Raw genomic sequence first — 26,397 nt, 5'->3', positions numbered from 1 at the left:
TCCTCTCGGAGGCGGGTCGTGCGAGGGTTGATCCTCGGTGGCTCTCGGTGGCCCGGTCGTTCGACGCGCCCGCGGGACTTACCACCGTCCCGGGGCCCGAGCCATGTCGGGGCGTTACCCGGACGTGACGGTGGCCCTGCCGCCGAGCGCTCCGAGATACTCGGAGAAGGCGCCGACCGAGGACAGGTCGGCGGCGGCCGAGATCAGGTCGGGCGCGATCGCGTCGCGCTGCGCCGGCGTGAGGCGCAGGCTCGGGCCGGCGACGCTGAGATTGCCGATCGCCCGCCCGGTCTGCGGATGGACGATGTTGGCCGCCATCGCCGCGGCGCCCGGCGTGTTGGTGTCCTGCACCCAGGCATAGCCCCGGGCGCGGGCCTCGTTCACCAGCGCCATCAGGGCGGCGACCGTGCGCGGCGCGTTGGGGCCGCATTCCTCCGGCACGGCGAGCCCCTGGCGCATGACGAGGCTCAGCGCCTCCTCGTCCGAGAGGCTGGCGAGCCAGGCGATGCCGGTCGAGGTCGTGGAGAGCCGGGCTTCCGTGCCCATGTCGCCGTCGTAGCGCAGGCCGGTGCGGGCGCCCTGCGCCTTCGCCACCCAGACCAGGCGCGGGTAATCGACCACCGCGAGGCGCGCCAGTTCGCCGCTGAGGCCCGCCAGCCGGTCGAGCACCGACTGGGCGATGTCGACGACGCCGGTGCGCGAGAGGTGCTTGAGACCGAGCGTGGCGAACTTGGTGGTGAGGAGATAGCGGCCGGTCTCGCCGTCCTGCACGACGTAATGATGCTCGGTGAGTTCGGCGAGCAGCCGGTGCGCGCCGCTCTTGGGGATATCCAGCGTCTCGGCGATGGTCTGGAGGGGCAACCCGCGCGGATGGTTCGCGAGGAGTTCCACCAGGTCCAGGGCGCGCCGCAGCAGGGAGCCGGCCATCTGTCGTGCTCGAATTCCGCGCTCGCAAATCTGGAACGCAGTTCTGGATTTGAACGGAGTTCCATTCTAAGTCAAGGGAGTGGACAGGAGAGGAATCGGGCATGCGCGGCACGGGCCAGCACGAGACCCTGATCGGCATCGCCCTGATGGTGAGCGCGGTGGCGGGTTTCGCCTCGATCGACGCCTCGGCGAAGTTTTTGAGCGGAACGATGAGCCCGATGCTGATCGTCGCCGTGCGCTACCTCGTCAGCTTCGTGATCGTGGCGGCGTTCCTCGCCGCGCGGCGCGACATCGTCGGGTTGATGCGCACCTGCCGGCCCGGGCTGCAGGTGCTGCGCTCGCTCTGCCTGGTGACGGCGACGATGTGCTCGTTCGTGGCGCTCCGCTACCTGCCGCTGGCACAGGTGACCTCGATCACCTTCGCCTCGCCCCTGGTAGTGGCGCTGATCGCCGGGCCGCTGCTGGGCGAGCGGGTCGGCTGGCGGCGGACGATCGCGGTGCTGGTCGGCTTCTCGGGCGTGCTGGTCGTGAGCCGCCCGGGCGTCTCGGGGATGCATCCGGCGGCGTTGCTCGCCGTGGTGACGGCTTTGGTCAACGGCGTCTACATCGTGGTGACGCGGATGCTCGCCGCGCACGATCCGCCCGAGACCACGATGTTCTATACCGGCCTCGTCGGCTCGGTGCTGACCGCACCGGCCCTGCCGTTCCTGTGGGAGACGCCGGCCGAGCCCTCGACGTGGATCGGCATCGCCTCGGTCGGGTTCTTCGGGGCGCTCGGGCACTGGCTCTTGATTCTGGCGCATCGCCGGGCGCCGGCCTCGACGCTGGCCCCCTTCGCCTACGCCCACCTGCTCTGGGCGGTGCTGCTGGGTTACCTGATCTTCGGCCATCTGCCCGACCGCTGGACGGTGATCGGCGGCGCCATCGTGGCGGCCTCGGGGCTGTACCTGCTCTACCACGAGCGCCCGCGGATCACCCCGCCGGGGGAGGAGGGGGCGGTGTGAGGCGCCACCTCTGAACCCTTCTCCCTCTGCGGAGGGCTGTCCGGGGAAAGACGAGGCGCAGGAGATCCCCTCTCCCCGCGGGCGGGGAGAGGGCTGTGTCATCGTTCAGATGGCACGGCAGGCGCAGCCGGAGCGAGGGTGAGGGGGTGTCTCAGGATGAGGCTCATCCGGCCCCCCCCCTCGCCCTCGCGGCGAACCTGCGGTTCGCTGCGCGGGCTCGCCGCTCCTCCTGGACGGAGGATCGGCCCTCTCCCCGCCCGCGGGGAGAGGAGGAACCCGCGCCATTTGTTCTCCCCGAACAACTCAGCCCTCTGCGGGGGGAGGGTTCACGCCTGCCCTACGTCACCACCGACGGCTCGGTCCGGCCGGTATGCTGCACGATCCCGGCGATCGCCTCGGCGGCCGCCACGACCGGGGCCAGCATCTCGGCGGTCGGCGCATCGAGCCGGTCCTTCGAGAAGCGCTCGAGATAGACCCGGAGCGTCGCCCCGACCGTGCCGGTGCCCGACAGACGGAAGACCACCCGGGCATCCTCGCGGAACAGGATCCGCACGCCCTGGCGCGCCGTCACCGACCCGTCGACCGGGTCGGTATAGGCGAAGTCGTCCGCGGCCTCGACGGTCAGATCTCCGATACGCTGCCCGGGCAGCCCGGCGAGCTTGTCGCGAAGAGCGGTCATCAATCCTTCGGCGGCGGCGCTCTCCACCTCCTCGTAATCGTGGCGGGCATAGTAGTCGCGGCCGTAAGTCGCCCAATGGTCGCGCACCACCGTGTCGGCGGGCTTCTTCGTCGCGGCGAGCAGGTTGAGCCAGAGCAGGACCGCCCAGAGCCCGTCCTTCTCGCGGACGTGGTTCGAGCCGGTGCCGGCGCTCTCCTCGCCGCAGAGCGTGATCCGCCCGGCATCGAGCAGGTTGCCGAAGAACTTCCAGCCGGTCGGGGTCTCGAAGGCCGGGATGCCGAGCGCGGCCGCGACCCGGTCGGCGGCGCGGCTCGTCGGCATCGAGCGGGCGATGCCGGCAAGGCCCCCGCGATAGCCCGGCGCCAGATGCGCGTGGGCGGCGAGGATCGCCAGGCTGTCGCTCGGGGTGACGAAGAGGCGGGGCGCCACGATCATGTTGCGGTCGCCGTCGCCATCGGACGCCGCGCCGAAATCGGGCGCGTCCGGGCCGGTCATCTCCACCATCAGGTCATGGGCATGGACCGGGTTCGGATCCGGATGGTGGCCGCCGAAATCGGGCAAGGGCTCGGCATTGACCACCGTGCCGGCCGGCGCGCCGAGGCGCCGCTCCAGGATCTCCACCGCGTAGGGACCCGTCACCGCGCTCATCGCGTCGAAGCGCATCCGGAAGCCGGAGCGGAACAGGGCCGCAACAGCCTCGAAGTCGATCAAGGTTTCCATCAGGGCGGCGTAATCCGCCACCGGATCGATCACCGTGACGGTGGCCTCACCGAGAGCCACGTCGCCGATCGTGTCGAGGTCGATGTCGGCGGCCTCGACGATGCGGTACTCGGTGATCGTCTTGGTGCGGGAAAAGATCGCCTCGGTCACCGGCTCGGGCGCCGGGCCGCCGTTGCGGGCGTTGAACTTGATGCCGAAATCGCCCTCCGGCCCGCCCGGATTGTGGCTCGCCGACAGGACCACGCCGCCGATCGCGCCGTATTTCCGGATCACGCAGGAGGCGGCGGGGGTCGAGAGCAGGCCGCCGCGGCCGACCAGGATGCGGGAAAACCCGTTGGCCGCCGCGATCTTCAGGGTCGTTTGCACCACCTCGCGGTTGAGGAAGCGCCCGTCGCCGCCGACCACCAGGGTCGTGCCGGCCCGATCGGGCAGGCAGTCGACGATCGCCTGGACGAAGTTCTCGACGTAACCGGGCTGGCGGAAGACCGGCACCTTCTTGCGCAGGCCCGACGTGCCGGGCTTCTGGTCGGGAAAGGGCTGCGTGGGGACGGCCTTGACGGTCATGGGGTCTCGTCTCGGTAGAGGGCGGGGCCGGGTGGCCCCTTCCGCCAGGCTTATGCCGCCTCCCGCCACCGCCGGCCAGCCCGTGGGGTCGCAGTTTCGCGACGGTCCCTCACGCCGCCGTCTCGGCGGCGGGCGGCAATCCCATGGTGAGGTGCCGGAACCCCTCGATCGGGCCCGGACGGCCGAACAGGTAGCCCTGCGCCTCGTGGCAGGCCTCGGCCCCCAGGAAGGCGAGCTCGCCGGCGGTCTCGACGCCCTCGGCCAGGACCGGCAGGCCGAGGCCGCGCCCGAGGCCGAGCACGGTGCGCACGATCGTCGCCGCCTGCTCGCTCGAATCGACCGCGCGGGTGAAGGAGGAATCGATCTTGATCTTGTCGAACGGGAAGGCGCGCAGGTTGGACAGGGACGAGTAGCCGGTGCCGAAATCGTCCATGGCGATCCGCACCCCCATCGCCTTGACCCGGCGCAGGGTGGCGAGCGCCCGCGGCAGGTCGCGGATCAGCGCCGTCTCGGTGATCTCGAGTTCGAGCCGGGAGGGAGCGAGGCCGGTGGCGAACAGGACCTCGTGGACCAGCTCCGATAAGCCCGGGGCGTGGAGCTGCACCGCCGAGACGTTGACGGCGATGCGCAGCGGCTTGTCCCACGAGGCCGCCTCGCGGCAGGTCTCGCGCAGCACCCACTCGCCGATCTGCAGGATGCTGCCGGTCTCCTCCGAGATCGGGATGAACCGGTCGGGCGGGACGTTCCCCCGCTCCGGGTGCTGCCAGCGCAGGAGCGCCTCGAAGCCGACCGCCTCGCCGGTGTCGATGCGGGTCTGGGGCTGGTAGACGACCCGCATCTCGCCCCGCTCGACGGCGTGGCGCAGGTCGTGCTCGATCTGGCGCCGCTCGCGGACCTGCACACCCATCCGCGCCTCGTAGAACCGCAGGCGGCCGCGGCCCTCCTGCTTGGCGCGGTAGAGGGCGGTGTCGGCCTGGATCATCAGGGTTTCCGCATCTTCCCCGTCATGGGGATAGAGCGCGATGCCGAGGCTCGCCGCCGCGATGGCGCCCGCCGGCCCGGTCTCAGCCTGGCGCAGGGCCGCCAGGATCGTCTCGCCCAGCGCCTCGGCGCCCGGTGCGTCGAGATTCGGTGCCAGCACGGCGAATTCGTCGCCGCCGAGCCGCGCCAGCATCTGGCCGGGGCTCAGCACCGCGGTGATCGCCGCGCAGACGGTGCGCAGGAGCGCGTCGCCGGCGGCGTGGCCGAACAGGTCGTTCACCTCCTTGAAGCGGTCGAGGTCGGCGCAGAGCACCGCGAGCGGCCGGCCGGCGGCCTGGGCCAGCGCGATCTCCTGCAACAGCCGGGCGTTGAAGCTGGTGCGGTTCGGCGCCCCGGTGAGCGCATCGTGATGGGCGAGGAAGGCGATTCGCGCCTCGGCGCGCTTGCGGGCCCGCAGGTCGCGCACCGCCAGGGCGGCGTGCGGCCGGCCGGCGAAGTCGATGACCCGGCGTATCACCTCGACCGGCACCAGGCTGCCGTCGCGGCGGCGCAGCTGCGCCTCGGGCACCTCAGCGGACCCTGTCGCGGCCGGCTCGACGAGGAGATCCGCGAGGGCGGCGCCGGTCAGCGCGTCGGGCTCGAGGCCGACGAGGTCGGCGAAGCTGTCGTTGACGGTGACGATCCGGTCGCCGTCGCAGACCACCAGCCCCTCGACCGCGGCGTTGGCGAGGCCGCGCATCCGGTCGCCTTCGAGGGCCGAGCGGCGCTCGTCGCGCTGGTGCAGCCACAGGCCGGCGAAGGCCAGGGCCAGGATGGTGATGCTGGCGAGCGCCACCGCCAGGGCGAGGGTCCCCGCCGTCACTGCGGTGCCCGACAGGGCGATGCTCGGATCCGGCACGATCGTGGCCGCCGTCATTGCGGTGAAGTGCAGCCCGCAGATGCTCGCCACCATCAGGCCCGCCCCGGCGAGCTTCACCCGGACCGAGCCGTCCCGCAGGGTGGTGGCGAGCGCCAGGCTCCCGAGCCCGGTCCCGGCGGCCAAAGCCGCCAGGACGAGGCCCAAATTCCAGGTGATCCGGCCGGCGACCTCGAAGGCCGCCATACCGGTGAAGTGCATGGCGCCGACGCCCAGCCCGATCTGCGCGCCGCCGAGCCAGGCGGCCGCCGGCAGGCCCGGCCGCAGGGCGGTCCAGAAGCCGGCCGCCGCCATGCCGATGCCGATCAGCAGGGACAGCCCGGTCAGGCCGAGATCGTAGGCTGAGGCGATGTCAGGCGAGAAGGCCAGCATGGCGATGAAATGCGTCGCCCAGATGCCGGTCCCGCCCGCCAGGGCGGCGGTGGAGAGCCAGAGGCGCCGCTCCCGGCCGGCGCGGAGGCGGGCATGGTCGAGGAGCGTCAAGCTGGTTGCCGCGGCAAGGTTGCATACAACCGCTGCAAGAAAAACCAGCTTGAGGTCGTGATTTCCGGCAATGCACTCGTACAGGGCAGTCACGACGGATGTCTCGCGCTCAAGCTTTTCGTGCGGCTCCAGATGCGCAGGCAGACGTGAACATCCATCCCGAAGCCTGGCCGCTCCCAGCCTTTCCACGCCGAGTGGTGAACGTAATCCTAACCCCGTCCTCGGCGGAAGGCGCTCCGCTCGTCGGCGGCGCTCCCTCTCGCCGACCCTTTCTCTTGGCAGCCGGCCGGTCTGCCCGATATCCGGCACCGACGAGCCATGGATGCGAGCGCGATGCAGAACGACGAGCCCGGCGCGAAGGCGCCGCCGATGCTGGACGAGGACACGATCGCCTTCGCAGGGAGGGTCTTCCAGTATGCCCGACTCGGCCATCACGCGGAGCTGGCCGAACTCTTGGGGATGGGCCTGCCGCCCAACCTGCGCAACGACAAGGGCGACACGCTCCTGATGCTGGCGGCCTATCACGGCCATGTCGAGACGGTGGGCGTGCTGATGGCGCACAAGGCCGATCCGGAGACCGCCAACGACCGCGGCCAGACCCCGCTCGCCGCGGCGGCGTTCAAGGGCGCGATGCCGGTGGTGCTGGCCCTCCTCGACGGCGGGGCCGCGATCGACGGCGCCGGACCGGACGGGCGCACCGCCCTGATGACGGCCGCGATGTTCAACCGCGTCGAGATGGTGGAGACGCTGCTCGCCCGCGGGGCCGACCCGTCCCGCCGCGACGCGAGCGGCCATACCGCCGAGACCGCCGCCCGTGCGATGAACGCCCCGGACACCCCGGACCTGCTGGCCCGGGTGATCGCAGCGGGCGCTGCGCGCTGAGCGGATCGGTGTTCGCCACGGATCGCAAGCCCGCACGGCGAAGCCGAACGCTTCACGCGCTCGAGCGAAGCCAAGGGCTGCCCGTGCAGGCCGTCAACCGGACCTGGTCGTCACGTCGCGCTCACGTTTCCAGGGTCACTTGCGTGGGAACCGGGATATCGACACGGATGTCGGCCGCCGACAGGTCGGCCTTGAGCGAGGTCAGGCTTCCGATCGGCACTATGGCCTCGATCGTCTGGCCGGCGACGGACAGGGAGCCGGGCACGATCTGGCCGCCATGCGTCGCGATCCGGCGCTCAAGATCGTGCTCCCAGGCCTCCAGCGCCTCCCGGCGCTCACGCCGGGATTGGTCCTCGAACAGGCGTGAGCACTGTGCCGTGATGCGAACGCCCTCGTCGCCATCGGCGGTCGGAACCGTCAGGCCGCGGTCGCGCAGCTTCTCGATGTCACGGATTTCCATGGTGGACCCCAACGGAATAGGCCTCATTCATGTGGTCGGCACGATAACACCATAGCGCGCGAGGTCGATGCGGCCTTTGCCCACGACGTTCGGCGGCTGCGCGAGCGCGGTGGTGGCCTGGGCGAGGAGGAGTTGCTTGATGGATGCCGGGGTCGTCGGGCCGCCTTGCTGGCGACGATGCTGGAGCAGGAGCGCCACGGTGCCAGCGACGATGGGCGTCGCCATGGAGGTGCCGCTCTCGCGGCCGAACAGATCGCCCCGTCGGACGGCGGGATCGAGCTTGCCATTGGCCAGACGCAGCACCGGAATGGTCGACATCACGTTCACTCCGGGGCCCGCGAGGTCGGGCTTCGCCTCGCCATAGGAGGTTGGGCCACGGCTCGAGAAGTCGGCGGGGAGAAAGGTCCGCTTCGTCAGCGCGCCGACCGTGATCGCCGCGCGTGCCTGGCCGGGACAGGCAAGCTCGGTATCGAAGGTGTTCCCGTACCCGAACCGCCGCAGGCTCTCCGCGTGACTGTGCTCGTTTCCCGCCGCGACGCATGCGATGACACCCAGGGACACGGCGTTGTCGACCGCCGTGCAGAGGGGGCAGCGCCCGTCCGGGCAGGCCCAGCCATGGCCTTGGTCCGACCAGGTCGGACGATGGTTGAAGCCGAGGCTGAGCGAGAGCACGTCGGCCTCGAGATCGAGCGCGGCGTCGACCCCCTTGGTGATGCGCGTGTATTGGCCTGTCCCGTCTTGCTTCAGTACCTAGACGTTCAGCAGGTCGACGTCCGGTGCGATCCCCCCGAAGACGGCGTCTTTCGAGGCGATCGATCCCGCGCAATGCGTGCCGTGACGGCCAGGCAGGGCTACGTCCTCTCCACAAGTGCTCACGGAACCGGCAACGGTCAGCCAGGGGTGCTCGGTGTCGATCCCCGAATCCAGGACGGCCACCCGGACCCCCTTGCCTGTCAGCCGACCGGCCTGGTTGTGAAACTGGCTCAGGCCCACGTCGACGAGAGCATCGTCCATCAGAGTCGGGTTCACCGTGGGATCGAGCTCGACGAGGCTCACGCCTTCGTGGCCACGGAGCCCGAGCGCCTGCTGTGCCGGGATAGTCGCGGCAAGCGCATTAGCCAGGATCAAGGGCTCGCCCTTGCCTCTGGTCAACACCTCCCTCATCGGCTCGATCTCGCTGCCGATCCGAGCCTTGTATTCCGGCCACGTCTCGCCTCGCTTCGGACGGCGCGTCCCGAACTGGACGACGAGCGGGAGGCGTCCCTCGGCCGCCTCGCCACCGACATGAGCCGCCACGGCCAGCATTTCGCGCTCATCCAAGGCCCGGGTCGCCCCGCCGATGCGCTGCAGCACGTTCTGCAGCAGAGGACCGACCCTCGCCATTTCAAGCTCCCTTATCGCCCCGCCCGGCCCTCAATGTGCTCGTCCGTTACAGGGTGGAAACAACTTAGCATCAGGACACGGCAGCCGTAAGGATGTTTTTATATTGAGATTTCATATTTTCTTGCTCCCACTTCCGGTGCGAGATTTCCGATTTTTCCAAGTTCGAGGAGCGCACAATAAATATAAAAACATATTTGCGCCTTAAAAATCAAATAGCACATATGTTTAATCAATATAATTATATTTTTAACTGATAAAATACAATAATTTACCCGGATGATTAGTCAGAAATCTTATATTATAATCTCGCAGTGACATGTCTCCATCAATGTGAGCTTGGTGCGCCGCCACGCCGGCCAGGCGATCAGGAGGGCCGGTTCACGGCGCCGCTGGGCGAGCCAACTCGCGGCCTGTCAAATCTTTCGAAGCGACCGGGCACAGGTGAACTAGGCCCTTGCTCGATTGGTCGAAGCAAGCCGTTCGCCCGCTGTCGCATCCGCGCCCGCACCGCAAGGGCGGGAATCACCAGGCAGACATGCCGGAGCGAGCCGTCCCGGGAGCGGGCCTGCTCGTGCTCAAGGCCCCAGTTCGGTCTCGCTGGTTGTCGGATGGAGCCGTCGGCGCTTCACCGGACCGGGCAAGCCCGAGGAACAGGTCCCCCAAAGCCCGACGGCGCAAGGAGGTCGGGCGCCGCCGCCTCGGTGGCCTGCTCCCGATACGCGGCGGAACCCAATCGACGTCGAGGGGGCCTGGCGCGGTCTCGAGACTCATCGTCTGGACCGCCGTACATCCACCGATCGCGACGCTTGCGAAGCCACCATCCAGCCCACCGCCATCGACCTCGCCGCGGCGCGCATGGGCCGACCGTCCGTCGAGCCGTGTCTCGCCCCTCAGGCCGCTGGCGGCACCGCCCTCGCCGCCATCAGCCCGCGCCTGGCCTCGATCGCCTGCCAGGCCATCAGCCCCGGTACGCCCAGCACCACGTCCGGCACCCGCTTGACCAGCGAGAGGGCAAGCGCGGTGTGCGGATCGATGCCGAACAGACCGCCGAGGAGCACGAAACCGCCCTCCTGCACCCCGAGACCGCTCGGGACCGGGAAGGCGGCGGACTTGATCGCCTGGCTCAAGGATTCGAGCACCACCGCCTCGGCCAGCGTCACGCCCTCGATGCCGAGGCATTGCAGGGCGATCCAGATCTCCAGGGCGCCGAGGAACCAGGCCGCGAGGTGGAGCAGGAAGCCTTGGGCGAGGGGCCACCAGCGCCGGCGGTCCCAGACCGCGTCGAGGGAGGCCTGCACGCCGCCGCCGGCCGGCGCCGTCCCGCCCTCCGCGGCGAAGCGGCGGGCGAGCGCGGTCACCTGGCGCTCGATGAAGGCGGCGCCGCCATAGCGCTGCACCGCGAAGAAGGCGGCGAGCACCACGCCGCTCAGGGCCAGTCCCTTGGCGCACCAGGCCGCCAGGGTCGCGGCCTGCTCGCCCTCGATCTGCGACAGCAGCACGACGCCGGTCAGCGCGAACAGGGCCTGGGTGACGACCTGGAAGAACATGTCGACCAGAATGCCGGCGGCGCTCGCCGCCCCGGTGACACCCCAGAAGGTGAGGAGCCGCGCGCCCAGCACCTCGCCGCCGACCGAGGCGACGGGCAGCAGCACGTTGACGCCCTCGCGCACGAAGCGCAGCAGCACGAACGGCCCGGCGGCGACGCCGACGAGGCCGGTGAGGACTCGGGCCCAGGCAACGCCGCACAGCCCGATGATCGCGACGCGCACCAGCACCACCGCGGCGATACCGAGGATTCCGACGCGCCCGAAGGCGTCCGCCACCGCCCCGACGTCGTTGGCGGCGACGAGCCAGAGGGCCAGCACCACGCCGATCGCGGCGCCGAGGAGCGGCACCCGCCGCAGCAGGCGGCGGCCGAGGCTCGGGCGGGTGCCGGACCGTGCCGCGCCGGTTCCGACCGCCGTCACGTCATCGTCTCCCGCATAGGCAGCAGAGCGTCCAGCATCGCCTCGGGGGCGAGCGCCGGATCGAGCACCAGGAGACGGCCTTCACCGAGGGAGCCGGCGGTGGCGAGCGTCAGGCTGCGCTTCGGGCACAGGCCGAGGCAACCGGTCTCGACCACCCGCACCTTGCGGCCGCGCTGACCCGCCTTGAGGGCGCGCTTCAAACCGCCCCGGACCGCCTTGGCGCCCATGCCCTGCCGCTTGGCGCACTTGGCGCACACCATCACGATCTCGGCGAAGGGGGCGGCCGCCGTCTTGGCCGCCCCTTGCGCCGGCCCGCGTTTCGTCACCGGCGCCTTGCTCACCGCGTCCCGATCTCCCGTTCCATCACTCGAATCCGAGGCCGGAGTTAACCCCCGGCCGGGACGGGCGCAACGCGGCATGACGCGGCGTCGGGATGCCGCGCCGGCCGGCTCAGCTCTTGCTACACAGCTCTTGCCACTCAGCTCTTGCCGACCAGCGGGCAGCCGCCCTGGTTCATCGGCTTGAACGCCTGGTCGCCGGGAATGGTCGCGAGCTTGTTGTAGACGTCCCAGGGGCCCTTGGACTCGGACGGCTTCTTGACCTCGAACAGGTACATGTCGTGGATCGTGCGGCCGTCGGCTCGGATCATGCCCTTGCCGAAGAGCGGATCGTCGGTCGGGTTGGCCTTCATCCACTCCATCACGATCTTGGGATCCTTCGACTTCGTCGCCGAGACCGCCTTCAGGTAGTGCATCAGCCCGCCATAGACGCCGGCCTGGTTCATGCTCGGCATGGTGCCGTTCGCCCGCTTGGCGAAGCGCTCCGAGAAGGCCCGGGTCCCGTCGTTCAGGTCCCAGTAGAAGGCCTCCGTCAGCACCAGGCCCTTGGCGGTCTCGAGGCCGAGCGCCTTGGCGTCCTGGGCGTAGAACAGCAGGGCCGCGAGCTTCTGCCCGCCCTCGGTGATGCCGAATTCATGCGCCTGCTTGACGGCGTTGATCGTGTCGCCGCCGGCATTCGCCAGCCCGATCACCTTGGCGCCGGAGGCTTGCGCCTGGAGCAGGAAGGACGAGAAGTCGCTCGCCGGGAACGGCACCTTGGCGGAGCCCAGTACCTTGCCGCCATTGCGCGTGACGACCGAAGCGGTCTCGTTCTGCAGCGATTGCCCGAAGGCGTAATCGGCCGTCAGGAAGAACCATGTGTCGCCGCCGCGCTTGACCATGGCGCCGCCGGTGCCGTTCGCCAGTGCATAGGTATCGTAGGTCCAGTGGACAGTATTGGGCGAGCATTGCGACCCGGTCAGGTCGGTGGTGCCGGCGCCCGAATCGATGAAGATCTTGTTCTTCTCGCGGGTGACCTGGCTGACCGCCAGCGCCACCGACGAGGTCGGCACGTCCAGGATCGCGTCGACGCCGTCCCGGTCATACCATTGCCGCGCGATGCCGGCGCCGATATCCGGCTTGTTCTGGTGATCGGCGGAGACGACCTCGACATGGATGGACTTGTCGATCGCCGCGAAGTCTTCCACCGCGAGCTGCGCCGCGGCGACCGACCCTTTGCCGCCGATATCGGAGTAGACCCCCGACATATCGTTCAGCACGCCGACCTTGATGGTGGTCTGAGCCGAGGCGGAGGCAGCCGACAGCACCAGGCAGCCGGCGGACAACAGCAGCCGTTTCATGGAATTCAAGACATCCTCCCGGTGACGATTGTTATCGCCACAGGAGGGGCTAACGGAGGAGATCCGTCAAGCGTGCCGGTCCACCTCGCCACGCCGGAGCCCGACCGGCGGCTCGACGATCACTCGAAGGCGGCGCGTTTGCTGCGATCCACCGGCCTCACGTCCGGCGCGGGCGGAGCGGCCCGAAGAAGCCGGTCCATTCCATGCCCAGGGCCTGCGCGCGTTCGGCCAGCACGCCGGGCGCCGACAGCAGGCCCGGTACCGGCGACGACAGGATCTCCGGAGCATTCAGCAGGCGTCCGACCTGTCGCCCTCGCCACCAGACCAGCCCGAACAGCAGGGCGAGCATCAGGATCAGGCCCCATGTGACGAGGGACTGCCCGTACAGATAGACGCCGTAGGGAGGCGCGAGGGCCGTCCCGAGCCGCGACAGGCCGATGCAGACGATCGGGAGCAGGATCAGGAAGCCCAGCAGCTCCAGGGGCAGCCGGCGGATGACGCGGAGGGCGGCGTTCAGGTCCTCGACCGACACCGCGTCGAGCGACAGCCTTTCAGGATTCGTCACCTGCGTCATGGAGCCTCCAGGTCTCGGATCTGCCTTCGATCATGCCCCCGCATCGGACCGGGAGGCAATGGTCCATGAGGGGGGGGTCTCTCAGCAGAATTCGCAAAAGCGGCCGCCGGTTCTGCAACAACAAATGTGCGACCGAACGAGAGCCCGAGCGAACGACGCGTTGCACGCTAGAGCACTTCACGATCGCGCTGCAATCGCGAAGCTCTCTAGGTCTTTGTTTTGCCGCATTTTCTGCGACGAACCGGCATCCACTTCGTCGGAAAATGCTCTAACGCCAATCTGCTTAAGCCCGCATCTCCCCCGTCCCATCCTCACCCACGCGCACGCACCGTGCCGTATGCCCCGGCGTTACCGCCACCCGCGCCGGCAGGCCTTCGCGGCAGGCCGGCACCACGAGGCCGCAGCGGGGTTCGAACGGGCAGCCGGGGGGCGGGTCGGCGAGGTCGGGCGGCGAGCCCGGGATGGTCGGCAGCCGCACGCCGCGCGGTGAATCCGGCGTGATGCGGGAGGCGAGCAGGCCCCGCGTATAGGGATGGGCCGGGGTGCCGATGACCTCGCCGCTCGCCCCGACCTCGACGAGGTGGCCGCCATACATCACCGCCACCCGGTCGGCGACCTGAACCGCCACGCCGACATCGTGGGTGACGAAGATCACCGCGAGTCCCAGGTCGCGCTGCAACTCGCGCAGGAGCAGCAGGATCTGGATCTGCACCGTGGCGTCGAGCGCCGTGGTCGGCTCGTCGGCCAGCAGCACCTTCGGCCGGCAGGCGAGCGCGAGCGCGATCATCGCCCGCTGGCGCATGCCGCCGGACAATTCGTGCGGGTAGGCGTCGAGCCGCCGGGCCGGCGAGGGGATGTGGACGCGCTCGAACAGTTCCAGCGCCCGGGCCCGCCCGGCGGCGCGGGAGACGCCCTCGTGGCGCATGACGGCCTCGGCGATCTGGTCGCCGATGCGGTAGACCGGATCGAGGGCGAGGCCCGGATCCTGGAAGATCATCGCGACCGTACCGCCGCGATAGGCCGAGAGCGCCTTCGGCTTCAGCGAGAGCACGTCGTGGCCGTCGACCCGCAGGTGCCCGCCGATGCGGGTGCGGGATTCCGGCAGGAGCCGCATCAGGGCCCGCAGGGTCACGGACTTGCCGGAGCCGGATTCGCCGAGCAGGGCCAGGGCCTCGCCGGCGCGGATCGAAAAATCGACCCCGCCGACCGCCCGGACGGCTTTTCGGCCGCCGAGGAAGTCGACCGTGAGGTTGCGGACCTCGATCAGGGCGTCGGAGGTGGCGGTGTCGCTCGTGCGCAGGGGTGCGTTCATGATTGCCTCACGCCGCCAGCGGGACCGGGGGAGCATCCGGGTGGCCGGACCCCGCCACCGACCTGTGGCAGGCGGCGAAATGGGCCGGCGCCACCGGGTCGAGACCGGGCTCGCGCGTCCGGCAAACGTCTGCCACGAACTGGCAGCGGGTGTGGAAGCGGCAGCCGGGGGGCGGGTTGATCGGGTTCGGCGGGTCGCCGGTGAGCGGCGCCTCCTCCAGCCGGGCATTCGGATCGGTGGAGGGCTGGGAGGCCAGCAGGGCCGCGGTGTAGGGGTGGCGGGGCTCCCCGAGGATCGCGTCGGCCGGTCCGATCTCGGCGATCCGGCCGAGATACATCACCATCACCCGGTCGGACATGAAGCGCACGACGTTGAGGTCGTGCGAGATGAAGATGTAGGTCAGGCCGAATTCCTGCTTGAGGTCGGTCAAGAGATTCAGAACCTGCGCCTCGACCGATTTGTCGAGGGCCGAGACCGCCTCGTCGAGGATGAGGAGCCGCGGCTCGAGGGCGAGCGCGCGGGCGATGTTGACCCGCTGGCGCTGGCCGCCCGAGACCTCGTGCGGGTAGCGCCCGCCGAAGCGCCGCGGCTCCAGCCCGACCCGGCGCAGCAGGTCGTGGGCGCGGGCGAGCGCCGCCGCCGCGGACAGGCCGTGCGCCCGCGGGCCGAAGGCGACCGATTCCTCGACCGTGAGTCGCGGGTTGAGCGAGGCGTAGGAATCCTGGAACACCATCTGCACCTGGCGGCGATAGGCCTTCAGGTCGAGGGCGCGGGAACCGAGCAACTCGCCGTCGAAGACGATGTCGCCCTTGTCCTGCCGGGCGATCTGCATCAGCAGGCGCGCCGTCGTCGACTTGCCGCAGCCGGATTCGCCGACGACGCCGAGGGTCTCCCCCTTCATCACGGAAAAGTCGACGCCGTCGACGGCGCGGACCGCCGGGCCCTTGCCGAAGAGACCGCCCTTGCCGGGGAAGTGTTTCAGCAGGCCGTCGACGGTGAGGAGCGGCTGGGCGGGGCCGCCGCGGTCGCGGGGATCGAGCTCGGTCACTGGCGCACCTCCATGGCCGAGCGAAGGCCGTCCGACAAAAGGTTGAACGAGATCGACGTGATGAAGATCATCACGCCGGGAAGCGCCGCGACGACCGGGTTGACGTAGATCGCGGTGCGCAGGGTGTTGAGCATCAATCCCCATTCCGGCTCCGGCGGCTTCACGCCGAGACCCAGGAAGGAGAGGCCGGAGGCCAGGATCATCGAGACGGAGATCAGGCTGGTGGCGTAGACGAAGACCGGACCCAGAACGTTGCCGAGCACCTGCACCCGCACCACCGTGAACGGGTTCGCGCCCGAAACCCGGGCCGCCTCGACATAGTCGCGGTTGCGGATCTGTACCGTGACGCTCTCGGCGACGCGGGTGATCTGCGGCACGAACACGACCGTGAGCGACACGATCGAGTTCAGGATGCCCGCACCCAGCGCGCCCGACAGCGCGATGGCGAGCAGCACCGAGGGAAAGGCGAAGAACACGTCGACGACGCGCATGATCAGCGTGTTCACCCAGCCGCCGGCATAGCCCGCCAGGATGCCGAGACCCGATCCGACGAAGAACGCGATGACGACCGGCAGCACGCCCATGAACAGCGACAGGCGGCCGGCATAGAGGAGGCGTGTGAGCATGTCGCGGCCGAGCTCGTCCGAGCCGAGCCAGTAGGTCGCGTCGCCGACGTGGCGCAGGCGGCGGACCATCGAACCCTTGAACGGGTCCATCGGGGCGATCAGCGGCGCGAAGATCGCCGCGAGCACGATGGCGAGGATCACGAGGCCGGCGGCCATCGCAACCGGATCGCGGGCGAGCCGCCGCAACACGCTGCCCCAGTAGCCGCGGGACGCCACGGCCGGGATCTCGGGCGCCGGCACCGAAGCGACGGGATCGCCGGTGAGGGAGGTCTGGATCGACATCGGATCAGGCCCTCTCGATGCGGGGGTCCAGCGCGGTCTGCACCACGTCGACCAGGAGGTTGAGGGTGACGAAGAACATCGCCAGGACCAGGATCGTGCCCTGGAGCAGCGGCAGGTCGCGCTGGAAGATCGCGGCGTTGAGGAGGAAGCCGGTGCCCGGCCAGGCGAACACGGTCTCGATCAGGATCGAGCCGCCGAGCAGGTAGCCGAGCTGCAAGCCCATGATGGCGATGGCGGTCGGCGCCGCGTTCTTCACCACGTGGCGGAAGACGCCGAATTCCGACAGGCCCTTGGCGCGAAGCGCCTGGACGAAGTCCTGGTGCAGGATGTCGCCGACGAGCGCCCGCACGGTGCGCGAGATCACCCCCATGGGGATCACCGACATGGTGATGGCCGGCAGAAGGATGTAGCGCAGGTGGTCGAAGTCCGGGACCCAGTTGCCCGACCCTTGCGGCCCCGCGCCGGTCGGCGGCAGCCAGCCGAGGGTGGCCGAGAACACGATCACCAGCACGATGCCGAGCCAGTAATGCGGCACGCTGACCCCGAACACCGCGATCGACGAGGCGACCCGGTCGAGCCAGGAATCCCGGGCGTAGCCGGCGACGAAGCCGAAGAAGGTGCCGAAGGTGAAGCCGATCAGCGTCGCGACGGAGGCGAGGATCAGGCTGTTGCCGACGGCGCGGCCGACCTCCGACAGGACCGGGCGGCCGGTGGCGATCGAGGTGCCGAGATCGCCGTGCAGGATCTTCCAGAGCCACAGGCCGTACTGCACCGGCAGCGGCTTGTCGAAGCCGTAGGCCGAGCGCATCTGCGCCTGCATCTCGGCGGTGGCATCCACGGGCAGGATCGCGCTCAAGGGATCGCCGGGGGCGAGATGGACGAGGAGGAAGCACACCAGGCTGACGCCGAGGGCGACCGGGGCGGCGTAGCCGATGCGCTTGAGGATGAAGAGGATCATGGGGGGCGCCGGTTGACGGTGTCGTGGTCCCGCCCGGCGGTGGCCGGGCGGGAGATCGGTCAGACGCTCACTTCGCCATCGTGATCGGCGAGAAATCCTGGAACCAGCTCTGGGCCTGGACGAAGCCCTGCACCTTCTTGCTCATCGCCCGCGGGTTGACGTCGTGGGTGACCATCAGGAACAGCGCGTCATCGACGAACTTCTCGTGGATCTTCTGCAGGACTCCGACCTGCTCCTTCGGGTCGAAGGTCGTGCGGACCTCGTCGAACAGCTTGTCCATCGCCGGGTCGCAGTAATAGCCCCAGTTGGTGCCGTTCGGCGGTGCCAGGTTGCACTGGGCGTGGCGGATGAAGGCGGTGAACGGGTCCTGGATCAGGTAGGAGTAGTTCATCGCTGTGCCGCCGCGCGCGCTATCGGACTTGGAGCCGGCACGCCAGATGTTGATGAGCGTGTTCCACTCCACGACCTCGTAATCGACCTTGATGCCGACCTCGGCGAGGTTCTGCTGGATGAACTCGTTCATCGGCAGCGGCTGCATCTGGCCCGAGCCCGAGGCCGAGATCAGCACCTTGGTGACGACCGGCTTGTTCGGGCCGTAGCCGGCTTCCTTGAGCAGCTTCTTGGCGGCGTCCGGATCGTACGAGAGCTTGAAGCTCGGCTTGCCGAACCAGGGATGGCCGGGGGTCAAAAAGCCTTCGGCCGGGGTGGCGAGCCCCCCGAGGAACTCCTTCAGGCCCTCGCGGTCGACGGCGAGGTTCGCGGCCTTGCGCACGCGGATGTCGTTCCACGGCGAGCCCTCGGCCCGCGACAGGTGCCAGGTCCAGTTATGCGGGTAGAGGTTGGTGACCAGCGCGAAGCCCGCGGCCTTCAGCGAGGGCACCGCATCCGGCGCCGGCGCCTCGATCCAGTCGACCTGGCCGGAGCGGAGCGCGGCCACCCGGGCATTGGCCTCGGGCAGCGGCACCAGGACCATACGATCGAGCTTCGGGACCCGGCCCTTGTCCCAGTACTCCTTGTTCGGCGCCAGCTCCAGGCGCTCGCGCGGGACGAAGCCCGTCACCTTCCACGGTCCGGTGCCGGAGGGCGCTTTGGCGACGGCGTCCCAGCTCTTCCCCTGCTTCTCCCAGTTGGCGGGAGACGACATCAGGATCCAGGCGATCTGGTAGGGGAAGGTGGCGTCCGGGTTCTTGGTGACGATCTCCACCGTCATCGGATCGACCGCCTTGTACGAGGCGACCGCCGGGATGCGGGTACGGCCTTGCGCCGACTGGCGCGGGTCGAATTGCGGGCTGTCCTGCTTCAGCAGCTTGTCGAGGTTCCACACCACCGCGTTGGCGTCGAAGATGGAACCGTCGTGGAAGGTGACGCCGGGGCGGAGCTTGAAGGTCCAGCGGGTCTTGTCGGCGGGGTCGATCGTCCAGGAGGTGGCCAGACCCGGCGTCAGGTCGGAGGCCCTGTCGGCCCGGCTGAGGTCCCAGTTGATGAGCGCGTCGTAGATCGTATAGCCGGCAAACCGCATGCCCTCGCCGCCATTGTCGGCCTGGCCGGTAGTGAGCGGGATGTCGGAGGCGGTCATGCCGATGCGCAGCACGCCCTGCGCGCTCGCAGGCCCCACCAGCGCGAGGGCGAGGGCGAGCCCGGACAGGGTTCGCCCGAGCGCGGACCGGCGCAGGAGCGGGCGGGTGGGCAGCGGCATCGTGGAGTTTCCCGTCGGTGAATGACGGGGAGGGGACTGCAAGAGCCCTGCCAACCGTTCCATCGCCGGCACGCTGTTTTTAGGCGCAGCGAAAATGCCTAAATTTTGGCCTGCCTCATTTGAAGGCGAACGATCCACATCGGAATTGCTCTCAAGCGAGGCACGCTTCCGCCCGCGCGGCATCGATCTGCCGGTCGGCCACGAGATGGGCGAGGCCGTGGACCAGCGCCCAGGCGCGCAGGGCCTCGCGCTCGGCGAGGCCGGAGGGCTCGCGCTCCGCCACAACGTTCTGCAACGTCGCGAACGCGGCGCCCGAGGCCTCCGCGAGATCGGGATGCGCGGTCTCTTCCACCACCCCGCCGAACATCAGCCGGAAGGTCGCCCGGTCGGCATCGGCGAAACGCAGATAGGCCCGGCCGAGGGCGGTGAGCCGTCCGGCCGGCTCGGCCCGGCCCCCGGCCTCGTCGAGCACCCGGCGGAGGTCCCGGAATCCCTCGGCCGCGAGCGCCGCCAGCAGCGCCTCGCGGCTGGCGAAGTGGCGATAGGGAGCGTTGTGCGACACGCCGGCGAGGCGCGCCGCCTCACGCAAGGTCACCGCCTCGACGCCGCCGGCCCGCAGCAATTCGCGCGCCGCCGCGATCAGGCTGCGGCGCAGGTCGCCATGGTGATAGGCGCTGCCGCCCTCCGATGTTGACAATGTCCACATGCCTCGTATGTTGCTCCTGTCAACATACGCGCATCGGACCGGGCCGCAAGGCGCGGGCGCCGAGGCACGCGTCGCGGGACGTGTCCGCCATGATCCTCCAGCCATGACCCTCCAGCCGCTCCTCCAGGCCTCGCCGGTGATCCAGGCCCACGCCGCGGCGGCGATCGCCGCGCTGGTGCTCGGGGCCTTGCAGTTCGTCTTGCCCCGGGGCGGCGGGCGGCATCGGCTGATGGGCCGGTTCTGGGTCGGGCTGATGGCGGTGGTGGCGCTCAGCTCGTTCGGCATCTCGGGCCTGCGCCAGGCCGGGCCGTTCAGCTGGATCCACCTTCTGTCGGTGGTGACGCTCGTCGCCCTGGTGCGGGCGGTGCTCTACGCGCGGCGAGGAAACGTCGCGGCCCATCGCTGGAGCATGATCGGGGTCTATCTCGGCGCGCTGGTGATCACCGGATTGTTCACCCTCATGCCGGGGCGGATCATGGGGCACGTGGTGTTCGGGTGACTCACGGCAGGGCGCGGCCGAGCAGCATCTCCGTCACCGCCCCGATCCCGTTCGCCCCGTAGATCGCCCGCTCCCGCGCGAGCCGCGTCGCCGCGTAGGCCTCCGCGACGGCCGGCGGCGCGCAGGCGGCCAGGGACGCGGTGGCGGCGAGGGTCGCGAGGCGGCCGGTGGCGAAGCGGGCGCGGGCCTCGGCGTCGGGCGCCCGGAGCGCCGCAACGATGTCGGCGGCAGCCTCGCGCACGCCCGGCAGGCCCTCCGCCTCCTCGCCGAGTTCCGCCACCAGCCCCACGACCTCCTCCGGCGCCCGCGTGGCGGCGCGCAGCACGTCGAGGGCCATGACGGTGCCGGAGCCCTCCCAAATCGCGTTGACCGGCGCCTCGCGGTAGAGCCGGGGCAGGGGACTCTCCTCGACGTAGCCGTTACCGCCGAGAGCCTCCATCGCCTCGTAGACGAAGCCGGGCGCCGCCTTGCACACAGCGTATTTCACCGCCGGGGTGAGAAGCCGGGTGTGCGCCGCCTCGCCCCGGTCGAAGGTGGCGGCGAGCCGGAGGGTCAAAGCCGTCTGCGCCTCGCTCTCGAGGGCGAGATCGGCCAGCACCCGGCGCATCGCCGGCTGGTCGGCCAGGGCTTTCCCGAACGCTTGGCGATGGCGGGCATGGTGGAGGGCCAGCACCAGGGCCATGCGGCAGAGACCCGCCGAGGCGACCGCGCAATCGAGACGCGTCAGCTGCACCATCGCCAGCATGGTCGGAACGCCGCGGCCCTCCTCGCCGATACGCCAGCCGAAGGCTCGCGCGAACTCGACCTCCGCGGAGGCGTTCGAGCGGTTGCCGAGCTTGTCCTTCAGGCGTTGCAGGTGCAGGGCGTTCACGCTGCCGTCGGGCCGGTGGCGCGGCACCAGCAGGCAGGTGAGCCCGCCGGGGGCCTGCGCCAGCACCAGAAAACCGTCGGACATCGGCGCCGAGAAGAACCACTTGTGGCCGGTGAGCGCGTAGGTGTCGCCGCCCGCGGGCGCGGCCGTCGTGGTGTTGGCGCGCAGGTCGGTGCCGCCCTGCTTCTCGGTCATCCCCATGCCGAGGGTGACGCCGGCCTTCTCGAACCAGGGCTTGAAGCGCGGATCGTAGCGCCGGCTCACGATCCGCGGCAGCCAGGCGGCGAGGTGGTCGGGGGCGGACTCGAGCGCCGCGACCGCCGCGCTCGTCATGGTCATCGGACAGAGATGCCCGCTCTCGACGCCCGCCACCATGAAGACCCGCGCCGCCCGGGCGAGACGGCCCCGCGCCCGGGGTCTTTCCGGATCCGCCCCGTCCCAGATCGAGGCGTGCAGGCCGTCCGCGACGCTGTCCGCCATCAGGGCGTGGTAGGCCGGGTGGAACTCGACCCGGTCGGCCCGGTGCCCTCGCGGGTCGTGGGTGCGCAGGATCGGCGGGTGGGCGTTGGCGAGGCGGCCGAGATCGAGCCGCTCGGCCGTTCCCCAGTGCACGCCGAAACTGTCGAGCCCGTCGGCCGCATCCGGTCCGAAGGCCGCGACGGCGCCCCGCAGCGCCGCATCGGCCGCAAACAGGTTCACGTCGCCGAAGGGCGGGCTCTGGTTCAGCACGTCGTGGGTCTCGCCGGGCATGGCGCCAGGGTGCGCGCGCCCGGCACGATCCGCAACCGTCTCAGACGGCTGCCGATTGATCGCTTCGCGATGCGGAAACCGGATCAGCGCCTGCCCGCGTCGAGCCGGTCGCGGTCCATCGCCAGGGGCGGGCGCGAGGTCGGGGCCTTCAGCAGCCGGTCGCGGCTCAGGCCCTTGTGGACGTGGACCATCAGGGCGATGCCGAAGAGCGGCGTGATCAGGTTGACGATCGGCACCAGCATCAGCCCGGCGAGCAGCGCACCGGCGAGCATCACGGTCGCCGAATGGTGGCGCCGCATGGCGCCGGCCTCGGTCAGGGGCCGGAACCGGGCGGCGGCGAGCTCGAAATACTCGCGCCCGAGCAGGTAGGTGTTGGCGAGGAAGAACGCCGCCACGTTGACGCCCGGCACCAGCAGCAGGAGCAGGGCCGCGAGGTTGACGGCCAGCGCCAGCGCGGCGAATCGTACCGTGTAGAGCATCGCCTGGGAGAGCGGCATCGCCCGGCCCGGCACCTCGTCGGGGAAGTCGGTGCGCTCGACGATGTCGGCGGCGTCGTCGAGGAAGTAGCCCGCCACCAGGATCGAGACCGGCGGCAGGATGTAGGCGAGCCCGACGAACAGCCCGGCCCCGGCCAGGAACGACGCCACGGCGTTGACCATCGCGTAGTCGGTCGAGATCGGGTGGGCGGCGAGGATCGCCGCGATGCCCTTGGTGAGGCAGAACCATACCAGGACCAGGAGCCCGACCGTGAGAACGAGCGACTTCCACAGGATCGCGCGGAGCGGCGGGGAGAAGACCTGCCGCAGGGCCGCGAAGGCGGCGTTGATGAGCATCGGGAACCTCGGGGCGGGAATCTCGGAGGATGGGCGCGCCGCCGCTCACTTGATGTCGAACGGCCCCGCCGTCCAGAGGCGAAGCGAGAAACCAGAGGCGAAGCGAGAAAGGCGAACCCGGCCGCGCTTCGCGGGTTGAGGCTGGCATTCAGTGTCGCGCGTGGTGCGAGGAGGTTCGACCGATGGACATCGCCGTAGAGAAGGTCTGTGAGTTCATCCTGCGGGTCCGGGCCCTCGACGTGAAGGAGGGCCTGAGCGACCCTGATTCCGGCTCGAACCCGATCGACGACGGCGCCCGCGACGTGCTGGTCGACGGCACCGACGACGCCACCGAGGAGGAGCTGCGCGAGGTGATCGCCGGCCTCAACGACGACGAGCGGGCCGAGCTGGTGGCGATCCTGTTCGTCGGCCGCGGCGACATGGAGCCGGAGGAATTCCCCGACGCGGTCCGTCTCGCCCGCGAGCGCGAGGCCGCCGGCACCCGCCCCGCCGATTACCTCCTGGGCATCCCGAATGTCGGCGACCTGCTCGACGAGGGGCTGGCGGCGTTGGGATTGAGCTGCGACGTGTAGGCGCCCGGCCGAGGCCACACGGAGCAGGCGTCAATGCAGCTTGACGCTCGTGCGCCGGTGAGCGCGCGAGCGTCATGAGGCGCCGGCCCGGAAAACCACCTTTCCCGCTTGCCACCCGCCCCGACCGCGACGATAGTGTCAACCTATGTTGACACTCGACGATGCGCCGCCGCGGGTCACGTCCGCCCGGCGCCGCCCCCGTGCGGTGGTGATCGGCAGCGGCTTCGGCGGGCTCGCGGCGGCCATCCGGCTCGGCGTGCGGGGCTACCGGGTGAGCGTGCTCGAACGGCTCGACCAGCCGGGTGGGCGGGCGCGGGTCCACCGGCAGGACGGCTTCGCCTTCGATGCCGGGCCGACCATCGTCACCGCGCCGTTCCTGTTCGAGGAATTGTGGGCGCTCTGCGGGCGTCGTCTCGCCGACGACGTGACGCTCGTGCCGATGCGGCCGTTCTACCGCATCCGCTACGACGACGGCGCCACCTTCGCCATGTGCGGCGAGGCCGACGCCATGCGCGCCGAGGTGGAGCGCCTGTCCCCCGGCGAGGGCGGTGCCTACGACCGGTTCATGGCGCTGTCCGACGAGCTGTGCCGGGTCGGGTTCGAGCAGCTCGGCGCGGTGCCGTTCGGGCGCCTCACCGACATGCTGCGCATCGCCCCCGACCTCCTGCGGATCGGCGGTCATCGCAGCGTCTACAGCCTGGTCTCGTCGGTGTTTCGCGACGAGCGCCTGCGCACGGCCTTCAGCTTCCACCCGCTGCTCATCGGCGGCTCGCCGTTCCGGGCGAGCGCGCTCTACTGCCTGATCGCGTCGCTCGAGCGGCGCTGGGGCGTGCATTCGGCCCTCGGCGGCACAGGCGCCCTGGTGCGCGGGATGGTGTCGCTGATCGAGGGCCAGGGCGGCGAGGTGCGGTGCGGCGCCGAGGTCGAGCGAATTCTGGTGAAGGACGGCACCGCCCGGGGCGTCGCGCTCGCCGACGGCACCGAAATCGCCGCCGACGTGGTGGTGTCGAACGCCGATTCCGCCGTCACCGCGCTCCATCTGCTGCCAAAGGAGGCGCGGGGCTGGCGCGAGCGGCGCCTGTCCAGGGCGCATTCCTCGATGGGGCTGTTCGTCTGGTACTTCGGCACGCGGCGCCGCTATCCGGAACTCGCCCACCACACGATCCTGCTCGGGCCGCGCTATCGCGGGCTCCTCGACGACATCTTTTCGCGAAAGGTGCTGGCCGAGGACATGAGCCTCTACCTGCACCGGCCGACCGCGACCGATCCGAGCGTGGCGCCGCCGGGGCACGACGCGTTCTACGCGCTGGCCCCCGTGCCGAACCTCGCCGGCGGGCAGGATTGGGCGGCGCTGGCCGAGCCGTTCCGGCAGCGCATCGCCGCGCGCCTCGAAGCGACCGTGCTGCCGGGCCTGTCGGATGCCCTCGTCACCTCCCGGGTGACGACGCCGCAGGACTTTTCCGACGACTTCCTGTCCTGGCGCGGCTCGGGCTTCGGCCTGGAGCCGATCCTGACCCAGAGCGCCTATTTCCGCCCGCACAACCGCTGCGGCGCGGTGCGCCACCTCTACCTCGTCGGCGCCGGCACCCATCCGGGGGCCGGGCTTCCGGGGGTGCTGTCCTCCTCGAAGATCCTCGATCGCGTGGTGCCCGATGCTGCCGTCTTCGCCTGATGCGCGTCGCCCGACGCCGTTCGCCGCCGCCCTGGCCCGCTCCGCAGACCACAGCGCCTGCCGGGACGCGATCCGGGCCGGCTCGCGCAGCTTCTATGCCGCCTCGTGGCTGCTGCCCGAGGCGGTGCGCCGCGACGCCTACGGGCTCTACGCCTTCTGCCGCCTCTCCGACGACGCGGTGGACGGGGCGGGCGCCCGAGCCGATGCCGTGCCGCGTCTGCGCGCCCGCCTCGCCGCCGCCTATGCCGGCCGGCCGGCGGACGCCCCCGCCGACCGGGCGCTCGCCGAGATCGTGACTCGGCACGCCATCCCCGAGGCCTTGCCCGCCGCCCTCCTCGAGGGTCTCGCCTGGGACGCCGCCGGGCGGCGCCACCCCGACCTCTCCTCCCTCGTCGCCTACGCGGCCCGGGTCGCCGGCTCGGTCGGGGCGATGATGACCCTGGTGATGGGCGAGCGCTCGCCCGAGGCCCTCGCCCGGGCCTGCGACCTCGGCATCGCCATGCAGCTCACCAACGTCGCCCGCGACGTCGGCGAGGATGCCCGCAACGGGCGCCTCTACCTGCCCGAAGACTGGCTGCGCGAGGCCGGGATCGACCCCGACGCCTTCCTGGCCCGGCCGGAGCCGAGCTTAGGCCTCGCCGCCGTGGTGGCCCGCCTGCTCGCGGCGGCCGACCTCCTCTACACCCGGGCCGAATCCGGCATCGCGATGCTGCCGGCTGCCTGCCGTCCGGCCGTGCGCGCCGCGGGGCTGATCTACGCCGAGATCGGCCGCGACCTCGCCCGCGCCGGCCTCGACCCGGTCACCCGCCGCGCCCGGGTGCCGGGGGCCCGCAAGGCGCAACTGCTCGCCCGGGCGCTGACCACCGCCTCGACCCGCCGCGCCGACCGACCGGCCTTGCCGGAGGCGGCCTTCCTGGTCGAGGCGGTGGCGGCGGTACCCGTGCCTCCCGCCCTGCCACGGCCGGCCTGGTGGAATGTCGGCGCGCAGGTCGCGCGCGTGCTCGACCTCATCGAGGCGTTGCGGGAGAGGGAGCGCCTGGGAGGCGCGGCTCCGTCGTGAGGCGGGGCTTCACGCGGCGCGAGGGCCGCGATGAACTGTAGAGTCGTGCCGGCTCGCGGCATCTCGGCATATGCTGCGGCAGGGCGGGCAACGGACGGCGTCGTTCGTGGAGATAGGATCACGGGCCGCGTGCGTGATGACGACACGGTCGCGGTCATCGTCGAAGAACGTTCGGTTCGCCCGGCGGCACTCGTCGCATGACCGTCTCGCAGAGATACGTCACCGACTCGAAAACCCGCCTGGGCTGGCATCGGCGTATCCTTCGACCGCCGGTGAAACGCTGCTGAGTGGGGT

The 26,397-nt window shown here is 70.3% G+C and carries 23 protein-coding genes and 1 pseudogene; 7 read left to right on the top strand and 17 right to left on the bottom strand.

Going from position 1 to position 26,397, the window contains the following annotated elements:
* Window positions 1-114 precede the first annotated feature (114 nt).
* Window positions 115-927, bottom strand: coding sequence for an IclR family transcriptional regulator (locus AC3AOF_RS09320; RefSeq protein WP_236992141.1), 813 nt, complete (start codon window positions 925-927; stop codon window positions 115-117).
* 101 nt (window positions 928-1,028) lie between these two features.
* Here AC3AOF_RS09320 and AC3AOF_RS09315 point away from each other — a divergent pair, with 101 nt between their 5' ends.
* Entirely contained in the window at window positions 1,029-1,931 is a 903-nt protein-coding gene (locus AC3AOF_RS09315) for a DMT family transporter (RefSeq protein ID WP_236992140.1), read from the top strand.
* Window positions 1,932-2,268: 337 nt separating this feature from the next.
* On the opposite strand, the gene AC3AOF_RS09310 is transcribed toward AC3AOF_RS09315, so the two are convergent.
* Window positions 2,269-3,894, bottom strand: a complete 1,626-nt coding sequence (locus tag AC3AOF_RS09310) for an alpha-D-glucose phosphate-specific phosphoglucomutase (RefSeq protein ID WP_488348315.1) — start codon at window positions 3,892-3,894, stop codon at window positions 2,269-2,271.
* Window positions 3,895-4,003: 109 nt separating this feature from the next.
* Window positions 4,004-6,322 carry a bifunctional diguanylate cyclase/phosphodiesterase gene (locus AC3AOF_RS09305; RefSeq protein WP_442919379.1) on the bottom strand — a complete coding sequence of 773 codons (2,319 nt, stop codon included), beginning with the start codon at window positions 6,320-6,322 and terminating at the stop codon, window positions 4,004-4,006.
* Here AC3AOF_RS09305 and AC3AOF_RS09300 point away from each other — a divergent pair.
* Together AC3AOF_RS09300 and AC3AOF_RS09295 are read left to right on the top strand one after the other, a co-directional pair.
* A complete protein-coding gene (locus tag AC3AOF_RS09300; RefSeq protein ID WP_236992137.1) occupies window positions 6,257-6,424 on the top strand; it encodes a hypothetical protein in 168 nt (55 codons plus the stop codon). The genes AC3AOF_RS09305 and AC3AOF_RS09300 overlap by 66 nt on opposite strands.
* 183 nt (window positions 6,425-6,607) lie before the next feature.
* Entirely contained in the window at window positions 6,608-7,156 is a 549-nt protein-coding gene (locus AC3AOF_RS09295; RefSeq protein ID WP_488348314.1) for an ankyrin repeat domain-containing protein, read from the top strand.
* Window positions 7,157-7,277: 121 nt separating this feature from the next.
* Here the strand turns inward: AC3AOF_RS09295 and AC3AOF_RS09290 are convergent, their stop codons facing one another.
* The 12 genes and pseudogenes from AC3AOF_RS09290 to AC3AOF_RS09235 form a co-directional block, all read right to left on the bottom strand.
* On the bottom strand, window positions 7,278-7,628 hold the full coding sequence (locus AC3AOF_RS09290; protein ID WP_488348313.1) for a hypothetical protein: 351 nt from the start codon (window positions 7,626-7,628) through the stop codon (window positions 7,278-7,280).
* A gap of 15 nt (window positions 7,629-7,643) precedes the next feature.
* Window positions 7,644-8,630, bottom strand: a pseudogene (locus AC3AOF_RS09285) (S8 family serine peptidase).
* A gap of 1,259 nt (window positions 8,631-9,889) precedes the next feature.
* On the bottom strand, window positions 9,890-10,966 hold the full coding sequence (locus tag AC3AOF_RS09280; protein WP_488348312.1) for a lysylphosphatidylglycerol synthase domain-containing protein: 1,077 nt from the start codon (window positions 10,964-10,966) through the stop codon (window positions 9,890-9,892).
* Window positions 10,963-11,307 carry a (2Fe-2S) ferredoxin domain-containing protein gene (locus AC3AOF_RS09275; protein ID WP_488348311.1) on the bottom strand — a complete coding sequence of 115 codons (345 nt, stop codon included), beginning with the start codon at window positions 11,305-11,307 and terminating at the stop codon, window positions 10,963-10,965. Before AC3AOF_RS09275 ends, AC3AOF_RS09280 begins: the two co-directional genes overlap by 4 nt.
* A gap of 137 nt (window positions 11,308-11,444) precedes the next feature.
* Window positions 11,445-12,644, bottom strand: coding sequence for an ABC transporter substrate-binding protein (locus tag AC3AOF_RS09270; protein ID WP_488348310.1), 1,200 nt, complete (start codon window positions 12,642-12,644; stop codon window positions 11,445-11,447).
* A 157-nt stretch (window positions 12,645-12,801) separates the two neighbouring features.
* Window positions 12,802-13,218, bottom strand: coding sequence for an ABC transporter ATP-binding protein (locus AC3AOF_RS09265; protein ID WP_236992132.1), 417 nt, complete (start codon window positions 13,216-13,218; stop codon window positions 12,802-12,804).
* Between the two features lie 283 nt (window positions 13,219-13,501).
* Window positions 13,502-14,530, bottom strand: a complete 1,029-nt coding sequence (locus AC3AOF_RS09260; protein ID WP_488348309.1) for an ABC transporter ATP-binding protein — start codon at window positions 14,528-14,530, stop codon at window positions 13,502-13,504.
* Between the two features lie 7 nt (window positions 14,531-14,537).
* Window positions 14,538-15,578, bottom strand: a complete 1,041-nt coding sequence (locus AC3AOF_RS09255; protein WP_488348308.1) for an ABC transporter ATP-binding protein — start codon at window positions 15,576-15,578, stop codon at window positions 14,538-14,540.
* Window positions 15,575-16,486, bottom strand: coding sequence for an ABC transporter permease (locus AC3AOF_RS09250; RefSeq protein WP_236992129.1), 912 nt, complete (start codon window positions 16,484-16,486; stop codon window positions 15,575-15,577). Before AC3AOF_RS09250 ends, AC3AOF_RS09255 begins: the two co-directional genes overlap by 4 nt.
* Window positions 16,487-16,490: 4 nt before the next feature.
* Window positions 16,491-17,444 (bottom strand): ABC transporter permease, encoded by a 954-nt coding sequence (locus AC3AOF_RS09245; protein WP_488348307.1) that lies wholly within the window; start codon window positions 17,442-17,444, stop codon window positions 16,491-16,493.
* Between the two features lie 67 nt (window positions 17,445-17,511).
* Window positions 17,512-19,140: an ABC transporter substrate-binding protein gene (locus AC3AOF_RS09240; protein ID WP_488348306.1), complete on the bottom strand. Its 1,629-nt coding sequence runs from the start codon at window positions 19,138-19,140 to the stop codon at window positions 17,512-17,514.
* A 151-nt stretch (window positions 19,141-19,291) separates the two neighbouring features.
* Window positions 19,292-19,846 (bottom strand): TetR/AcrR family transcriptional regulator, encoded by a 555-nt coding sequence (locus AC3AOF_RS09235; protein WP_236992126.1) that lies wholly within the window; start codon window positions 19,844-19,846, stop codon window positions 19,292-19,294.
* Window positions 19,847-19,949: 103 nt separating this feature from the next.
* On the opposite strand from AC3AOF_RS09235, the gene AC3AOF_RS09230 reads away from it, so the two are divergent.
* A complete protein-coding gene (locus tag AC3AOF_RS09230; RefSeq protein WP_236992125.1) occupies window positions 19,950-20,345 on the top strand; it encodes a DUF2306 domain-containing protein in 396 nt (131 codons plus the stop codon).
* 1 nt (window position 20,346) lies between these two features.
* On the opposite strand, the gene AC3AOF_RS09225 is transcribed toward AC3AOF_RS09230, so the two are convergent.
* Both AC3AOF_RS09225 and AC3AOF_RS09220 read right to left on the bottom strand, forming a co-directional pair.
* The gene (locus tag AC3AOF_RS09225) at window positions 20,347-21,966 is read right to left on the bottom strand and encodes an acyl-CoA dehydrogenase family protein (protein ID WP_236992124.1); all 1,620 of its coding nucleotides are present in this window, start codon (window positions 21,964-21,966) and stop codon (window positions 20,347-20,349) included.
* Window positions 21,967-22,049: 83 nt separating this feature from the next.
* Window positions 22,050-22,799, bottom strand: a complete 750-nt coding sequence (locus AC3AOF_RS09220; RefSeq protein WP_488348305.1) for a sulfate transporter family protein — start codon at window positions 22,797-22,799, stop codon at window positions 22,050-22,052.
* A gap of 182 nt (window positions 22,800-22,981) precedes the next feature.
* On the opposite strand from AC3AOF_RS09220, the gene AC3AOF_RS09215 reads away from it, so the two are divergent.
* The 3 genes from AC3AOF_RS09215 to AC3AOF_RS09205 all read left to right on the top strand — a co-directional run bounded on the left by AC3AOF_RS09215 (window position 22,982) and on the right by AC3AOF_RS09205 (window position 26,103).
* Window positions 22,982-23,371, top strand: coding sequence for a DUF3775 domain-containing protein (locus AC3AOF_RS09215; protein WP_236992122.1), 390 nt, complete (start codon window positions 22,982-22,984; stop codon window positions 23,369-23,371).
* A gap of 145 nt (window positions 23,372-23,516) precedes the next feature.
* Entirely contained in the window at window positions 23,517-25,043 is a 1,527-nt protein-coding gene (gene crtI, locus AC3AOF_RS09210; protein ID WP_488348304.1) for a phytoene desaturase family protein, read from the top strand.
* Window positions 25,024-26,103: a phytoene/squalene synthase family protein gene (locus AC3AOF_RS09205; RefSeq protein WP_488348303.1), complete on the top strand. Its 1,080-nt coding sequence runs from the start codon at window positions 25,024-25,026 to the stop codon at window positions 26,101-26,103. The genes crtI and AC3AOF_RS09205 overlap by 20 nt, the downstream gene beginning before the upstream one ends.
* Window positions 26,104-26,397 lie beyond the last annotated feature (294 nt).

It is taken from the genome of Methylobacterium sp. 142-1Y (genome assembly GCF_057747795.1).
This window is presented reverse-complemented; position numbering and strand designations above follow the sequence as displayed.